Consider the following 15029-nt stretch of genomic DNA (forward strand, 5'->3'; position numbering starts at 1 on the left):
TCTTATTTATTTAAATTGCAGCTATTACTCCTAATTATCTTCTTCAGTTTTTACCGAAAATTTATATACTGTTTCTGAAAAGAATTCCTCTCCTGCCTGTATAACCACTGAAGAAAAATCGGGTTGATTTGAAGAATCGGGAAAATGCTGTGTCTTAAAACAAAAACCGGAACACTTTTCGTAATTCCCTGATTGATTTGGAATTTTTAGACTACCATCCAAAGAATTACCGGTGTAAAATTGCACTCCCGGCTCTGTGGTAAAAACTTCTAAAAAACGGCCACTCTTACGATCATAAGCACTTGCTGCTAAACTCAAACCCTGTTTGTTATTCAAAACAAAACAATGATCGTAACCACCAGCTATTTGAAGTTGTTCATTATTATCGTCTATAGTACTATCTGTATTTTTCGGTTTTCTAAAATCAAATACGCTGTCTTTTACCGCTCTAATTTCACCTGTTGATATATTTCCTGAAGTTGGCAAAAAAGCATCGACATTGATAAAAACTTCATGATCGGTGATTTTCTTGTTAAAATCTGCCGTTAGATTAAAATAAGCATGTTGAGTTAAATTAATCACCGTTTCCTGATCTGAAACTGAATGATATGCTATTTTTAATTCATTGGTATTGGTAAGTTCATAATAAACGTTCACTTTTAAATTTCCTGGAAATCCCATTTCTAAATGCGGACTATCATAGGTTAAAAGGACTTTAGAATCACTTAGCTTTTCTACTGTCCAAAAAACAGCATCAAAACCACCAATACCGGCATGCAGGCAATTTCTACCTTCGTTCTTATCAATCTCGAATAACTCTTCATTTAGGGTAAAACTTGCATTCGCTATTCGGTTGGCATATCTCCCTATTAATGCACCGATAAAGGGATTGGGTTCGAAATAATCTTCTTCGCTAAGGTTTAAAACAACATTACCTAAGTTTCCGTTTTTATCTGGAACTTCAAGATTGGTAATGCGTCCACCATAATTAATTAAATTAAGCTTCAATCCATTAGTATTTTTAGGGAGATAGGACTCAATCTTTTTTTCGGTTTTAATACTCATTGCTATTTTTTAAAAAATAACCCCTACTTTATTTTTTCTAAGATAAGGCAGAGGTTAATAAATCTATTGTGAAATTTTACTGGTTTTATTTCCATTGATCTGTTCTAAATGGTGAAGCGGGTAAATCTTCCTTATTGTATAAATTTGCGTGCTCTGGATTATCGGCCCAGGCATATCTTACCGCAACGGGCTTTTTCACATCTGGACTATAAACAATCACTTTATCGCCATCGATTTTAGCCTTTGCCCAAACAAATTGTTTATCGCTCCCAGCAATTGCAAAACCTTTTAAATCTTCGTTATTTTTTATTTTTAAGCCGCTGCCTACGTAGTCAAAATGCAGAATAATCATATCATTTTTTATTTCTGAAGAACTATAAATTGGCCCGGAAGGTACTACTGAAGCATCTCCATAAGCCACATTTTTTGCTGAAGCGGCCAGGCGATCACTAACTGTTTTTTTATCTAAAGGATGTATATCATTCCATTCCCCAACATCAATAGCTACAGCCATACCGGTATTGGGTAAATTTAAGGCCTCTTTTTGAGCTTCACGAAGTCTCGCCCAATTGGTATCTATTGGTTTTTCTTTACTTTCCATAAAGTTCGCTAGTTGAACAAAGAGAAAAGGAAAGTTAGATGCCTCCTGATGCCAGTTTTCTCGCCAGCTCTCAATCATCTTTGGAAATAATTCACTGTATTTTTCAGGTTCACTGGTGTTCGATTCTCCCTGATACCAAATCGCTCCTTTAATAGAATAATTAAGCAAAGGATGAATCATCGCATTGTAAAGACCTGTAGGTTTCCAACGATAAAAGGTTTGTGGTTGCAATGCCGCTGTTGCTTTTCCTACTTTATATTTCCAGGTTCCTGTAAGATCAATGCTTTTTTCAGAAAAATTAATCTGATAAGGTTTATCTTTTACAAATCCGCCTAATCCCCTTTCGCTAATCAATTTTACAGTGATACTATTTTCACCTTCTTGAAGAACATTTTCAGGAATATGGTATCTTCTTGGTGGATATTGATAGGTAGTGTTCCCCACAAAAGTACCATTTACAAAAACAGAATCGGCATCCACGAGTCTCCCCATCAAAAGTCCAGCTGGATTTGCAGAAAATTCAGTTGGTAAATCAAATTCTTTACGAAACCATATCACTCCGTTTACCGGTTTTTTCAATAAACCGGGTAATTCGATTTCTTTCCATTCGCTATCATCAAAATCAGGGCTTTTCCAATTTGATTTTATCCCAAGATCTTCTGTTGTTATTGTGGTGTACCAATTACGAATTTGGTCTTGATCCAGCCCCTCCAGACTATCAATAACCCCTTCAGGTTTTAGCCTTTTTACTTCAGCAATTGCATCAGGAAAATTTTTAAGTGCTTTTTCGCTCATCCATGCCTCGACCGGAGAACCACCAAGACTGGCATCTATTAACCCAATGGGAATTTGGTATTCTTTATTCAGGTTTTTAGCAAAAAAATAAGGAATGGCTGCAAAATTCTCAATGGTGTTTTGGTTTACCGAAACCCAATTTCCGCCAGAAAGATCATCTAACTGTTCATTAAGATTGTATTCTTTTTGCACCTGAAAATATCGAATTTCAGCATTATCAGCCGTTTTTATTTCTTCAGGATATTTAGGTGCTACGCGAGACATTGGTAACTCCATATTAGACTGGCCAGAACACAACCAAACGTCTCCTACATAGATCGAATCCAATTTAATGCTATTATCGCCTGAAACTTCCATGGTATATGGTCCACCAACCGCAGGATTTTCAAGAAAAACTTCCCATTTCCCATTTTCTGCAATGGTTCTATAGCTTTTTTGGTGAAAATTGACATTAATCTGTTCTCCTTCTGAAGCCCATCCCCAAATACGAACATTGCTATTACGCTGTAATACCATCCCGTCGCTTACCAGTTTTGGCAAACGAACTTGGGCAAACAGCGTATTGGCAAATAAAAAAATGAAAATATAAAAAAAACGCATTGTTTAGTTTATTGAATCTTGAACAGCAGCGTTTATGGTTTGGATTGAACCGTCATCATTAAAAGTAAGCTCTGTCATTTTCACACTTCTTAAAAATGTTTTTCCTTTTGAAAGGGAACTGTCGTGGAAAAATAAATACAATTTCCCATTAAACTTAACAATAGAATGGTGGTTAGTCCAACCTAAAACCGGTTCTAATATCACTCCCTGATAAGTAAATGGTCCGTAAGGATTATCTGAAGTTGCATAAACAATTTTATGTGTATCACCCGTTGAATAAGATAAATAATAAGTGTCATCCATCTTATGTACCCAGGCTGCTTCAAAAAATCGACGATCGTTATCACCGGTAAGAAGATTATTTCCCTCTTTGTCTAAAATTTGTATTCTTTTTGGCTCTTCACTAAATGAAGCCATGTCATCAGCTAATTTTGCAATTCTTGGCTCAATAGCCTTAAGACTATCTGCAGGATATAAGTCTTCATTAGCAAAACTTCCGGTTTCCCAACGCTGCAGCTGGCCACCCCAAATTCCTCCAAAATACATATAATATTCACCATCGGTATCCTCGAAAACTGCAGGGTCTATGCTAAAAGAACCTTCAATATAATTAGGCATTGCTTCAAAAGGGCCTTCGGGCTTATCAGCAACTGCTACACCTATTCTAAAAATATCGTCTTTGTCTTTTGCTGGAAAATAGAGATAATATTTACCATCCTTCTCTGCAGCATCTGGCGCCCACATTTGGCGTGCTGCCCATTTTACATCGTCTACATCTAACACTACTCCATGATCTGTAACTTTTCCTCCTGCACTATCCATAGAATACACATGATAGTCTCTCATATTAAAATGGTTTCCAAGATCATCTTCAGGTACTCCAGAATCAAAATCGTGACTTGGATAAATATAAATTTTATCATTAAATATATGGGCAGAAGGATCTGCAGTGAAATCTTTAGTTACAAGGGGTTCGGTTTTAATTTTTCTAACTTCATTGGTTTGTTCTGTTTGGGAAACTTCAGACTTTTCATCTACTTTCTCGTTTTCAGCATTATTTTTACAGGATGTCAAAATTAAAGTGGCTAAAATTGTAGAATACAAAGAGAGGTTTTTCATATTTAGTTAGGTTTTAAATTATGAATATAAATATATAAAAATTTACTCAATCGTATGCGTTAAAATAAATCTTAATAAGATACTGATTATTTGGCATTTAAGTAAGTGCAAAGAATATAAAACATACAATTAAATGACAATCGATTGTGTAATATAAAGAAAACACAAATTTGTTAAATCGATTAAGCCCAAATTGAGCAAAAATTGTATTTTGCGGCGATCTTACATTTTTCTTTTAAAGAAAGTAAAATTAAGCAAAGGTATATTTGAAATACCTGCTGAAAGAACTAAAATAATGAGCAAAAAGAAAAATAAAGTTGTTACCATTTACGACATCGCCAATCAATTGAACTATTCTCCTAGCACAATTTCCAGAGCACTTAAAAATCATAAAAGTATAGGAAAAAATACTACGAAAAAAATACAGGAGACTGCTAAACAACTTGGGTATCGTCCCAATTCTTTAGCCGCAAGCCTTAGAAATAACAGGAGTAATAATATTGGAATATTAATCGCGAGAATTAACCGACCTTTTATTGCCTCGTTAATTAGCGGTATAGAAAACTCAGCTCGAGCTGCAGGATATAATGTTCTTATTAGCCAGTCTGATGACAATTATAAAAATGAAGTAGCTAATGCTAAAGCTCTTTATGATAGTCGTGTTTGTGGAATTGTAGCCTCACTTAGTATGGAGACTAAAAATGTTGATCATTTTAAACAGTTTTTAGAACAGGATATTCCCGTTGTTTTTGTAGATCGTGTACCTTCAGATCTTAATAGTTATCGGGTAATTATCGATAATTATTCCGCTGCTTATAAAGCTACTGAACATTTGATTCGACAGGGATGTAAAAGAATCGCACATTTTGCAGGATCGCAACATGTTAATGTTTATAAATTACGAAAAAATGGTTATATCGATGCATTAAAAGCTCACGATATAACTCCTGATAAAGACTTACTGATTTATATGAATACATTGAGTTTTGAAGAAGGTAAAGACGCGACTTCTAAACTCCTTAATATGAAAAATCCTCCAGACGGTATTTTTTCTTCTAATGATACCGCAGCAGTAAGTGCTATAATGCAGGCCAAAGAAAAGGGCATTAAAATCCCTGAAGAATTAGCTGTTATAGGATTTAACGACGATCCTTTAGCCTCTATTGTAGAACCTTCACTTTCAACAGTTTCCCATCCTGCTATGAAAATGGGAGAGTTATCTATAAAACGTATTTTAGAACATTCCGATAAAAAAATGGAAAAAGGTGTTTCTGAAATTACAATACTGGATACCGAAGTTATAGTAAGAGCTTCTAGCAAGCGATTAAAATAGCCAGATTTCTAAATAAAAAACAGTCCAATAATCTACATTTTAAAGACCAAATAACTCGGGTAACCACAAGCTTAACTTCGGGAATAAAATCACTAGCGCTAAAGAGATTAACATCCCTACAAACAAGGGCATCAAAGGCTTAATCACTTTTTTGATACTGGTATTGGCCACTCCTACCCCTATAAATAAAACCGATCCTACCGGTGGCGTACATAAGCCAATACATAAATTTAATACCATAATTACCCCAAAATGAACCGGATCTATTCCTAACGCTGCCACTACCGGTAAAAAAATAGGTGTAAAAATTAAAACAGCGGGTGTCATGTCCATAAAAATCCCTATCACCAGTAGAATCAAATTAATCATAATCATCACTACAATGGGATTATCACTATATCCTAATAATGCTGAAGTTACCTGCTCTGGAATATCTGCATAAGACATTACCCAAGACATGGCTATACTCAAAGCAATAAGGATCATGACCAATGCAATGGTTTCGGCTGATTTTATTAATATTCCTTTTAATTTATCTAAACTTAATTCCTTATAGATCAAACCAAGAATTAAACAATAAACCACCGCTACAGAAGAGGCTTCCGTTGCCGTAAAAATCCCACCAACTATTCCGCCTATAATCACTAACAATAACATCAAACTTGGCAAGGCATCCAAAAAACTTTTTAATACCTCACTAACCGAAGCGCGTTTAGCGGTAGGAAAACCTTTTCGTTTTGCCCAAATTAAAGCAATGATCATCAAGATCAAACCCGTTAAAATCCCAGGAATATAACCTGCTAAAAATAATGCTCCTATGCTCACTCCTCCACTGGCTAAAGAATAGATTATAAAAATATTACTGGGTGGAATCAATAATCCCGTGGTGGCTGAGGTTACATTTACGGCCACACCATATTCTTTGGTATATCCTTCTTCTTCCATTTTAGAACTCATAAAACTTCCAATTGCTGCCGCAGCTGCACCGGCTGAACCAGCAATAGCGCCAAACAGCATGGCCGCTACAATATTAACATGAGCCAAACCGCCAGGTAAACTACCAACTAATGACTTTGCAAAAACAATGAGACGCTTAGCAATCCCACCGCTATTCATTAAGTGACCTGCCAAAATAAAAAACGGAATAGCTAATAATGAAAAACTATCCAAACCAGTAACCATACGCTGGGCTATAGTAGCCACTGCGGGCAAAGAATCAATACTAAAAAGCAGAGTTATTAAAGAGGCAATACCTATACTCCAGGCAACAGGAACTCTTATGCCTACGAGAATAATAAAACTAAGAGCAAGTATAAATATTTCCATTCTTATCGTTTTAAATCTTTAATTAGAAAACCTATCCGGTAAAAAAGTATGCAAAAGCCTGTGATTGGCAAGATAAGATAGATATATCCCATAGGAATTTCTAAAGCTGCTGAGGTTTGCCAAAGTTTAAAAGAAACATAGATATATCGCAGACCACCTACTATAAAAATAGCGAACACAAATAAAACAATCAGCAAACTAACGGTTACATCCATAAGCTTACAGTATTTCTTAATCATCTTCTCAGGCCATAAATCAATAATAATATGTCCCTTTCTTCCTGAAACATAAGCCGCGCCTAACATGCTTACCCAAATGAGAAGAAACCTAGCAAGTTCTTCAGTCCATGAACTTGGGCTATCCATTATATAACGCGCGCCTACTCCCCATAAAACAGTAATAAGCATTGCGCTTAATAATACAACAATGATCCAGCCCAGATAAAAATCAAGTTTCTTCATGGTTGTATCTCTTTTATTTCCTGGATTAATTCATACAAATCGGGATCTTCAGATTGCAGATCGGTAATAATCTGCTTACTTTCTTTTTTGAATACTTTAATATCCGGTCGAGTAACTTTCACTCCTGCCTCGGTGACAGCTTCAAGAGATTCTTTTTCGGCTATTTCCCATAATTTGCGCTGTTCAAGCGCTGCTTCCTGGGCGCTTATGCTAAGTACCTGCTTTTCTTCTTCAGACAATTCTGAATAAATGATCGAGCTCATGACCACAATATCAGGCAACGAACTATGTTCGTCCAGACATAAATTCTTACAAATTTCGTAATGCTTGGAAGAGTAAAAACTAGGTAAATTATTTTCAGCTGCGTCAACAACTCCCTGCTGTAAAGAAGTATACAGTTCTCCCCAAGAAACCGGCGTTGGTGATCCTCCAAGAGCACTAACCAGCTTAATGGCTGTTGGACTTTGCATTACCCTCACTTTTAATCCTTTTAAGTCTGAAGGTACTGTAATTGGAGTATCCTTGGTATAAAAGCTACGGCTACCAGCATCAAAATAAGTTAATCCATGCAACCAGTATTTTTCCCCATCAGCCAAAAGCTCTTTTCCTAAATCACTATCGTATAAAGCATAACGTTGTTCTTTTGATTCAAACAAATAAGGATAGCCAAAAACCTTCAATTTTGGGGAAAAATTTTCCATGACTGCTGAAGAAACTTTTGTCATGGCTAGACTTCCCAATTGCAGTAATTCTAAACATTCACGCTCTGATCCTAACTGACTACTGGAATAAATCTTTATTTTCATTTTGCCTTCGGAATGAAAAGCCACTCTTTCAGCAAAATATTGCATTGCTTTATGCACCGGATGATTATTACTTAGACTATGTGCGAGCTTTAATTCTTTTACTGAAGAATTTACATTACATCCCAATAGGAATAACAATCCGAAAACAAAAAACAATCGTTTAATCATAACTGTAATGACTTCGTTTTATAACTGAATAAAGGACTATCAAATGATTTTATAATTTTCATCTTTAAAATTTAAAATAGTCATTGGCATTTCCGTAGCAAATATTGGCAATGGTTGTTCCTACGAGTTCCTTGTCTTGTGGTAATTCTCCTGAAGCCATTTCTTTGCCAAAGAGGTTACATAACCCCCTTCTAAAATATTCGTGTCGTGGGAACGAAAGGAAACTTCTAGAATCGGTTAACATTCCAATAAAACAGCTAATTAAGCCCATATTAGAAAGGGCATTCATTTGCTTTTCCATTCCGTCCTTCTGGTCTAAGAACCACCAACCCGAGCCCCACTGTACTTTTCCTTTTACACTACCATCGTTAAAGTTACCAATCATTGTGGCGAATACTTCATTATCGGCAGGATTTAGGTTATATAAAATGGTTTTGGTTAATTTATCTTTTCCGTCTAAAGTATTTAAAAACTGAGATAGTTTTTCAGCTTGACTGTAATCGCCTATAGAATCCCAACCGGTATCGTGGCCTAATTGCGCTAACATCCGCTTATTATTGTTACGAAGCGCTCCTAAATGGAACTGTTGCACCCAACCAAATTCATGGTAAGTCTCGCATAAAAACAGTAAAATTGCGGTTTTGAATTTTTCAGCTTCCGTGGCGGAAATTTCTTTTCTGGAAAGCTTGCTTTTAAAGATCGCATTGATTTCGGATTCGGTAAATGCGCTATAACTCAAAGAGCTTAAGCCATGATCACATAATTTGCAGCCGTTTTCATCAAAATACTCGATACGTTTTAGTAAAGCATCTTTTAAATCCTGAAAGTTCTGAATATCGATTTTGGCGGTTTTGCTGAGTTCTTCTAGATAATCAGTATAACCTTCGGCATCAATTAAAACCGATTTATCAGGACGAAAAGCGGTACTTACTTTAATTCCAATATTTTGTTGCTTGATACTTTGATGATGTTTTAAATCGTCGGTAGGATCTTCTGTGGTGCAAAGCGTTTCCACATTCATTTGCTTTAACAGTCCTCTACACGAATTTTCTTTTTGCTGCAATTGTGCATTTACATTCTCGTAAATAGCACAAGCATTGTTTTCGTTCAGCAATTCATCAATCCCGAAATAACGTTTTAATTCTAAATGTGTCCAGTGATATAGTGGATTCCGAAGCGTATACGGAACGGTTTTCCCCCAAGCTTCAAACCTTTGCTGATCGCTGGCATCGCCGGTAATATATTTTTCATTTACTCCCAATGCTCGCATCGCTCGCCATTTGTAATGATCGCCGCTAAGCCATACTTGAGAGATATTCTCGAATTGTGTATCGGCTGCTATTTGCGAAGGAGATAAATGGTTATGGTAATCTATTATAGGTTGGTTTTTGGCATACTCATGATATAACTCCTCAGCATACGTATTACTCAACAAAAAATTATCGGTGATAAAAGTTTTCATAGTCTTATTTTAGCTGAAATTGGATCTTTTTTAGCGCTTTTTTTCCTAATTCTTCATTTCTTTTCAACGGACTGCTGCCACCTATATAAATTTCAAAGGCTCCTTTTTCTAGTTTTTCCTTTCCGTTGTCATCAATAAAATGCAACATTTCAGGAGTAATCTCAAAAGTCAGTTCTTTTGATTCTCCTTTTTTAAGATAAATATTTTTAAAAGCTACCAGTTCAAAATTAGGCACACGAGAAGAAGCTTTTACATCCTTTAAGTACACCTGCACCGCTTCATCGGCTTCAAAATCACCAGTATTTGTTACACTAACACGAGCTTCTACTGATTCTTTTTTCTTTATTTTATCCTTAGATAATTTTATTTCAGAATACTCAAAATCGGTATAACTTAATCCGTATCCAAAGGGATACATTGGTGCTTTATCCATATATTTATAAGTCCTACCTTCCATGGTATAATCTTCGTAGGCAGGAATATCTTCAATATTCATTGGGAAAGTGATCGGTAATCTACCTGAAGGTGAATTTTTACCGAATATGATATCGGCAACAGCGTTACCACCTTCTTCACCGGGATACCAAACAAGTAATACCGCATCGGCAAGTTTATGTACTTCAACTAAGTTCATCGGGCTACCACCGGTTACAATTGCAATTACCGGATGATCCTCTGCCGCCTCACTAACTTTTTGCAAATAATCGATCTGATTTTGCGGTAAGTTATAATCCATGCGATCACCAAAAGTTGGAGAAGCAATAGACTCTCCTTCTTCACCTTCCAGTAGTCCGGAAATTCCCATCACTACAAACGTAGCATCGCTATTACCAGCATTTGGAGAAGCCCAATCTTGCGGGTTTTCATTAGGAATATTAAGCCTTGTTCCCATTCTGTATTGCAATTGACTTTCAGGCTTTATAGCCTTTGCAATACCTTCTAAAACAGTAACCATATCTGTACTTACTCCGTGATAATTACCCAATAAAACTTCGATATTCGTAGCGTTTGGTCCTGTTATAAAGTATTTTGAAAGATTATTCTTTAATGGAAGAACTCCGTCATTTTTAAGAAGAACGATAGACTTTCTGGCCGTTTCTCTTGCTAAAGCTCTATGTTCTTTACTATTCATCACCCCAACACCAATTTTATTATATGGGTTGCTTTCTTCAGGATCAAACAAACCTAATTTAAATCGAGTTTCTAATAGTTTATGCAAACGCTTATCAACCAATTTTTCTGAAACTAAACCATCTTCTACCGCTTTAGCTAAAAAATTATAAGTATCTCCACAATTTAATTCTACGCCCACCTCTAAGGCTAAAGCAGCAGCAGCTTCTGGTGATTCTACGGTATCATGACCATTTACAAAATCCTGCAATGCCCAGCAATCACTAACTACATGACCATTAAAACCCCATTTATCTCTTAAAATATCATCTATTAAACGATTATTTGCACAACAAGGTTCTCCATTAGTGCTATTGTAAGCACACATTATGGTTTCTACATTGGCATCAACTAAAGTTTTAAAAGCCGGCAAATATGTTTCCCAAAGATCTTTTTCGCTTACATCTGCATTAAATTCATGTCGTAACTTTTCTGGACCACTGTGTACTGCATAATGTTTTGCAGCAGCAGCGGTTTTTAGATAGTTATCGTTATTACCTTGTAATCCTTTTACAAAGGCTTCTCCTAATTTCGAAGTTAAATATGGATCTTCACCATAGGTTTCCTGACCTCTACCCCAACGAGGATCCCTAAATATATTTACGTTAGGCGTCCAAAATGTTAATCCGCTATATTTTCTATGATAACCATGTTTCACCGCATTATTATAATTTGCCCGTGCTTCATCTGAAATTGCTGTTGATACTTTTAAAATTAAATCGTCATCAAAAGTAGCACCCATACCGATAGCCTGAGGAAATACAGTAGCTACCCCAGATCTTCCCAAACCGTGTAAAGCTTCATTCCACCAATCATAAGCAGGAATTCCCAATCTTTCAATGGCGGGACTGGCATTTAGCATTTGCTGTGCTTTCTCCTCTAAACTAAGCCGACTTATTAAATCGTCTATTCGCTCATCCATAGATAAATCTGTATTATAAAAATCAAGTCCAGATTTATCGATTTTAGTCTTTTGGGCATTTATTATAGTTGACAAAAACAGGATTAAGATGAAAGCAAAGAGCTGGCTATATTTTTTCATTATTAATAATATTAACAGGTTAATTTTAATATAAACCGATTATTAGCGTTAGTTAACAAATAAAACATAAAATAGAATTAAAAGCAACCGATTGCGTAAATTATTTTGTTTACACTCTTTTTTTACATAATTTTCAATCCGCAATCGTTTGTTTAGATAAATCAACATACAAAATGAAAAAATATATACTCAGCGTATTTTTAATCATGATTAGCAGCTTTTCTTTCAGCCAAAAACCTTATGATTTATGGTTACAATATGATAAAATTGAAGATCAAGCTATTGGAGACACCTATAAAAGTCAGGTTTCCAATATTTATTTAGGTACAAATTCTCCTACCGGGATTGTCATAAAAGAAGAAATCGAAAAAGCATTTAAAGGTTTGCTAGAAATTGAACCAAAATTTGATGCTAAAACACCAAACCTTATTATTGCTACACTAGATAAACTTGACGCCTCAATTAGAGAAGAACTACCGGACAGCTCTAAAATAAACGATGAAGGTTATTTTCTTCAATATATTTCAGAAAAAGAAGAGAACAAACTTATCATCTCATCTAAGACCGAGAAAGGCTTATTATACGGTGTTTTCAATTTCATTAAGCAAATGCAATTGCGTAATGATTTATCAAAATTATCAATATCGGATTCGCCTAAAATTCAAAAAAGACTTTTAAACCATTGGGATAATCTCGATAGAAGTGTAGAACGCGGATATTCTGGATTCTCTATTTGGGATTGGTATTTACTACCTGAATTGATAAAGCAGGAATATATTGATTATGCCAGAGCTAATGCATCTATAGGGATCAATGGTACCGTACTCACCAACGTAAACTCTAATGCTTTAGTACTAAGCCCAAGGTATATCCAAAAATTAAAGGCGCTGGCCGAAGTTTTTAGACCTTATGGAATTCAGGTTTATCTAACCGCAAGATTTTCTGCACCTATAGAAACCGGTGATTTGGAAACAGCAGATCCGCTTAATGCGGAAGTTAAGCAATGGTGGAAAAATAAAGCAGACGAGATTTATGCTGAAATTCCCGATTTTGGAGGCTTTTTAGTAAAGGCTAATTCTGAAGGACAGCCAGGTCCAAATAACTACGGAAGATCTCACGTAGATGGTGCTAATATGCTTGCAGAAGCTGTTGCTCCTCACAACGGAATTATCATGTGGCGTGCTTTTGTATATTCTGAAGAAAAACCTGAGGACCGCGCAAAACAGGCCTATTCAGAATTCAAACCTTTTGACGGGAAATTTAAAGATAACGTATTGGTTCAGGTAAAAAATGGTGCTATCGATTTTCAGCCACGAGAACCTTTCCATCCTTTATTTGGTGCCATGCCAAATACTCCTTTAATGATGGAATTTCAGATCACACAAGAATATCTTGGCGGAATGTCTCATTTAGTTTTCCTACCTAAACTTTTCGAGGAAGTTCTGGAAGAAGACACCTATACACAAGGCAAGGGAAGCACAGTAGCCAAAATAATTGATGGACAGCTAAGCAACAAAAAGCTTACCGGAATGGCCGGTGTTGCTAATATAGGAACGGCAAAAAACTGGACTGGTCACCCTTTTGGTCAGGCAAACTGGTATGGCTTTGGTAGACTGGCTTGGAATCCAGAAACCAGTGCTAAAACCATAGCACAAGATTGGCTTAAAATGACCTTTACAGATAAAAGCGATTTTGTAGATCCTATGACCAAATTATTACTCGAATCTAGAGAAGCTGTGGTTAATTATATGACTCCGCTTGGATTACATCATATAATGGCAGCAAATCACCATCAGGGTCCAGGACCATGGGTTAAAGATATGCCAAGACCAGATTGGACATCAGTATATTATCATAAAGCAGCTGCAGACGGAATTGGTTTCGACAGAACTTCAAGCGGAAGCAATGCCTTAGAACAATACTCACCAGAAATTCAGAAAAAATATAGTGATCCCACAACAACTCCAGACAAATATCTGCTTTGGTTTCATCATTTACCTTGGGACTATAAAATGAAAAGTGGAAAAACACTTTGTTACGAAATTGCAGCGCATTATCAAAAAGGAGTTGAACAGGTTGAGGGCATGCAGAAAACCTGGCAAAAAATGCAGGAATATGTAAATCCACAGGTTTTCGAAAAAACAAATATGCTCTTAAATATCCAGTTAAAAGAAGCTAAAAAATGGCGAAATGCTTGCCTGCTTTATTTTCAGCAATTCTCGAAAATGGATTTTCCGGATTTTATTCCTAAAATGACAAAAGACCTAAACTATTATAAATCATTGAAGCTTCCTTATGCTCCAGGTATAAGCCCTTCATGGAATTAAAAAAATATATGAACTCGAATTTAACAGCTATAGTAACCGGCGGGAATGCCGGACTAGGATTTGCAACGGCAAAAAAACTTTGTGATGAGGGGATTACCACTTATGTGATTGGCCGAAACAAAGAAAAAACTTTAAAAGCCTGCGAAGAAATTGGTAAAAATGCAAAACCATTCATTTTAGATTTAACCGAATTGGATAAAATCCCTGCAGCAATTACTGAAATTGCTAAAGAAGCAGGTAAAATCGACATTCTGGTTAATAATGCCGGAATTAACATGAAAAAAGAATTTCTGGAAGTCGAAAATGAAGAGTTTCAGAAAATCCTGCATACTAATGTTACCAGTGTTTTTGCCATAAGTCGGGAAGTTGCGAAAGTGATGAAGGAAAATGGCAAAGGAAGTATTATCAACATCAGCTCAATGGCTGCGCAATATGGGATTCCACATGTAATTGCTTATTCTGCCAGTAAAACTGCTGTTGAAGGAATGACCAGAGCTATGGCCGTAGATTTGGCTAAGTTTGGTATACGAGTAAACTGTGTGGCTCCCGGATTTATTAAAACAAATATGTCTAGCAAAGCTTTAGACAGTGATCCAGAGCGTAAAAATAAAGTACTAGGAAGAACTCCTATGGGTACATTAGGCGAACCGGCAGATATTGGCGACGCTGTTTTTTACTATGCCACAGATCTTTCAAAATTCACCACAGGAACAGTGCTACCTATAGATGGTGGTAATTCAATTGGATTTTAGAT

The 15029-nt window shown here is 36.0% G+C and carries 11 protein-coding genes; 3 read left to right on the top strand and 8 right to left on the bottom strand.

What is annotated here, in order from left to right; genetic code table 11:
* Positions 1 to 30 precede the first annotated feature (30 nt).
* The 3 genes from QWY91_RS06065 to QWY91_RS06075 form a co-directional block, all read right to left on the bottom strand.
* Positions 31 to 1065 carry an aldose epimerase family protein gene (locus QWY91_RS06065; protein WP_290232606.1) on the bottom strand — a complete coding sequence of 345 codons (1035 nt, stop codon included), beginning with the start codon at positions 1063 to 1065 and terminating at the stop codon, positions 31 to 33.
* Between the two features lie 85 nt (positions 1066 to 1150).
* On the bottom strand, positions 1151 to 3061 hold the full coding sequence (locus QWY91_RS06070) for a sialate O-acetylesterase (protein ID WP_290232608.1): 1911 nt from the start codon (positions 3059 to 3061) through the stop codon (positions 1151 to 1153).
* A 3-nt stretch (positions 3062 to 3064) separates the two neighbouring features.
* Positions 3065 to 4180, bottom strand: coding sequence for a glycoside hydrolase family 43 protein (locus tag QWY91_RS06075; RefSeq protein WP_290232611.1), 1116 nt, complete (start codon positions 4178 to 4180; stop codon positions 3065 to 3067).
* A 295-nt stretch (positions 4181 to 4475) separates the two neighbouring features.
* Between QWY91_RS06075 and QWY91_RS06080 the strand changes: the two genes are divergently transcribed.
* On the top strand, positions 4476 to 5513 hold the full coding sequence (locus QWY91_RS06080) for a LacI family DNA-binding transcriptional regulator (protein ID WP_290232612.1): 1038 nt from the start codon (positions 4476 to 4478) through the stop codon (positions 5511 to 5513).
* A gap of 39 nt (positions 5514 to 5552) precedes the next feature.
* On the opposite strand, the gene QWY91_RS06085 is transcribed toward QWY91_RS06080, so the two are convergent.
* The 5 genes from QWY91_RS06085 to QWY91_RS06105 form a co-directional block, all read right to left on the bottom strand.
* Complete coding sequence (locus tag QWY91_RS06085) at positions 5553 to 6839, bottom strand: TRAP transporter large permease (protein WP_290232613.1); 1287 nt, start codon at positions 6837 to 6839, stop codon at positions 5553 to 5555.
* A 2-nt stretch (positions 6840 to 6841) separates the two neighbouring features.
* On the bottom strand, positions 6842 to 7300 hold the full coding sequence (locus QWY91_RS06090; RefSeq protein ID WP_290232616.1) for a TRAP transporter small permease: 459 nt from the start codon (positions 7298 to 7300) through the stop codon (positions 6842 to 6844).
* On the bottom strand, positions 7297 to 8274 hold the full coding sequence (locus QWY91_RS06095; RefSeq protein WP_290232618.1) for a TRAP transporter substrate-binding protein: 978 nt from the start codon (positions 8272 to 8274) through the stop codon (positions 7297 to 7299). The genes QWY91_RS06090 and QWY91_RS06095 overlap by 4 nt, the downstream gene beginning before the upstream one ends.
* A 64-nt stretch (positions 8275 to 8338) precedes the next feature.
* Positions 8339 to 9736 (bottom strand): glucuronate isomerase, encoded by a 1398-nt coding sequence (gene uxaC / locus QWY91_RS06100; RefSeq protein ID WP_290232619.1) that lies wholly within the window; start codon positions 9734 to 9736, stop codon positions 8339 to 8341.
* A gap of 4 nt (positions 9737 to 9740) precedes the next feature.
* Positions 9741 to 11903 (bottom strand): glycoside hydrolase family 3 N-terminal domain-containing protein, encoded by a 2163-nt coding sequence (locus tag QWY91_RS06105; protein ID WP_290232621.1) that lies wholly within the window; start codon positions 11901 to 11903, stop codon positions 9741 to 9743.
* A gap of 218 nt (positions 11904 to 12121) precedes the next feature.
* Here QWY91_RS06105 and QWY91_RS06110 point away from each other — a divergent pair, with 218 nt between their 5' ends.
* Together QWY91_RS06110 and QWY91_RS06115 are read left to right on the top strand one after the other, a co-directional pair.
* Positions 12122 to 14275, top strand: a complete 2154-nt coding sequence (locus QWY91_RS06110; RefSeq protein ID WP_290232622.1) for an alpha-glucuronidase family glycosyl hydrolase — start codon at positions 12122 to 12124, stop codon at positions 14273 to 14275.
* 8 nt (positions 14276 to 14283) lie between these two features.
* Positions 14284 to 15027: an SDR family NAD(P)-dependent oxidoreductase gene (locus tag QWY91_RS06115; protein ID WP_290232625.1), complete on the top strand. Its 744-nt coding sequence runs from the start codon at positions 14284 to 14286 to the stop codon at positions 15025 to 15027.
* Positions 15028 to 15029: the final 2 nt, after the last annotated feature.

The sequence above is a fragment of the Zunongwangia endophytica genome (genome assembly GCF_030409505.1).
In the GTDB taxonomy this organism is placed as follows: Bacteria; Bacteroidota; Bacteroidia; order Flavobacteriales; family Flavobacteriaceae; genus Zunongwangia; species Zunongwangia endophytica.

Bases quoted from the DNA above. Each gene is read 5' to 3' on its own strand.
- QWY91_RS06065 (WP_290232606.1), bottom strand. From the start codon at position 1,065: ATGAGTATTAAAACCGAAAAAAAGATTGAGTCCTATCTCCCTAAAAAT.
- QWY91_RS06070 (WP_290232608.1), bottom strand. From the start codon at position 3,061: ATGCGTTTTTTTTATATTTTCATTTTTTTATTTGCCAATACGCTGTTT.
- QWY91_RS06075 (WP_290232611.1), bottom strand. From the start codon at position 4,180: ATGAAAAACCTCTCTTTGTATTCTACAATTTTAGCCACTTTAATTTTG.
- QWY91_RS06080 (WP_290232612.1), top strand. From the start codon at position 4,476: ATGAGCAAAAAGAAAAATAAAGTTGTTACCATTTACGACATCGCCAAT.
- QWY91_RS06085 (WP_290232613.1), bottom strand. From the start codon at position 6,839: ATGGAAATATTTATACTTGCTCTTAGTTTTATTATTCTCGTAGGCATA.
- QWY91_RS06090 (WP_290232616.1), bottom strand. From the start codon at position 7,300: ATGAAGAAACTTGATTTTTATCTGGGCTGGATCATTGTTGTATTATTA.
- QWY91_RS06095 (WP_290232618.1), bottom strand. From the start codon at position 8,274: ATGATTAAACGATTGTTTTTTGTTTTCGGATTGTTATTCCTATTGGGA.
- uxaC (WP_290232619.1), bottom strand. From the start codon at position 9,736: ATGAAAACTTTTATCACCGATAATTTTTTGTTGAGTAATACGTATGCT.
- QWY91_RS06110 (WP_290232622.1), top strand. From the start codon at position 12,122: ATGAAAAAATATATACTCAGCGTATTTTTAATCATGATTAGCAGCTTT.
- QWY91_RS06115 (WP_290232625.1), top strand. From the start codon at position 14,284: ATGAACTCGAATTTAACAGCTATAGTAACCGGCGGGAATGCCGGACTA.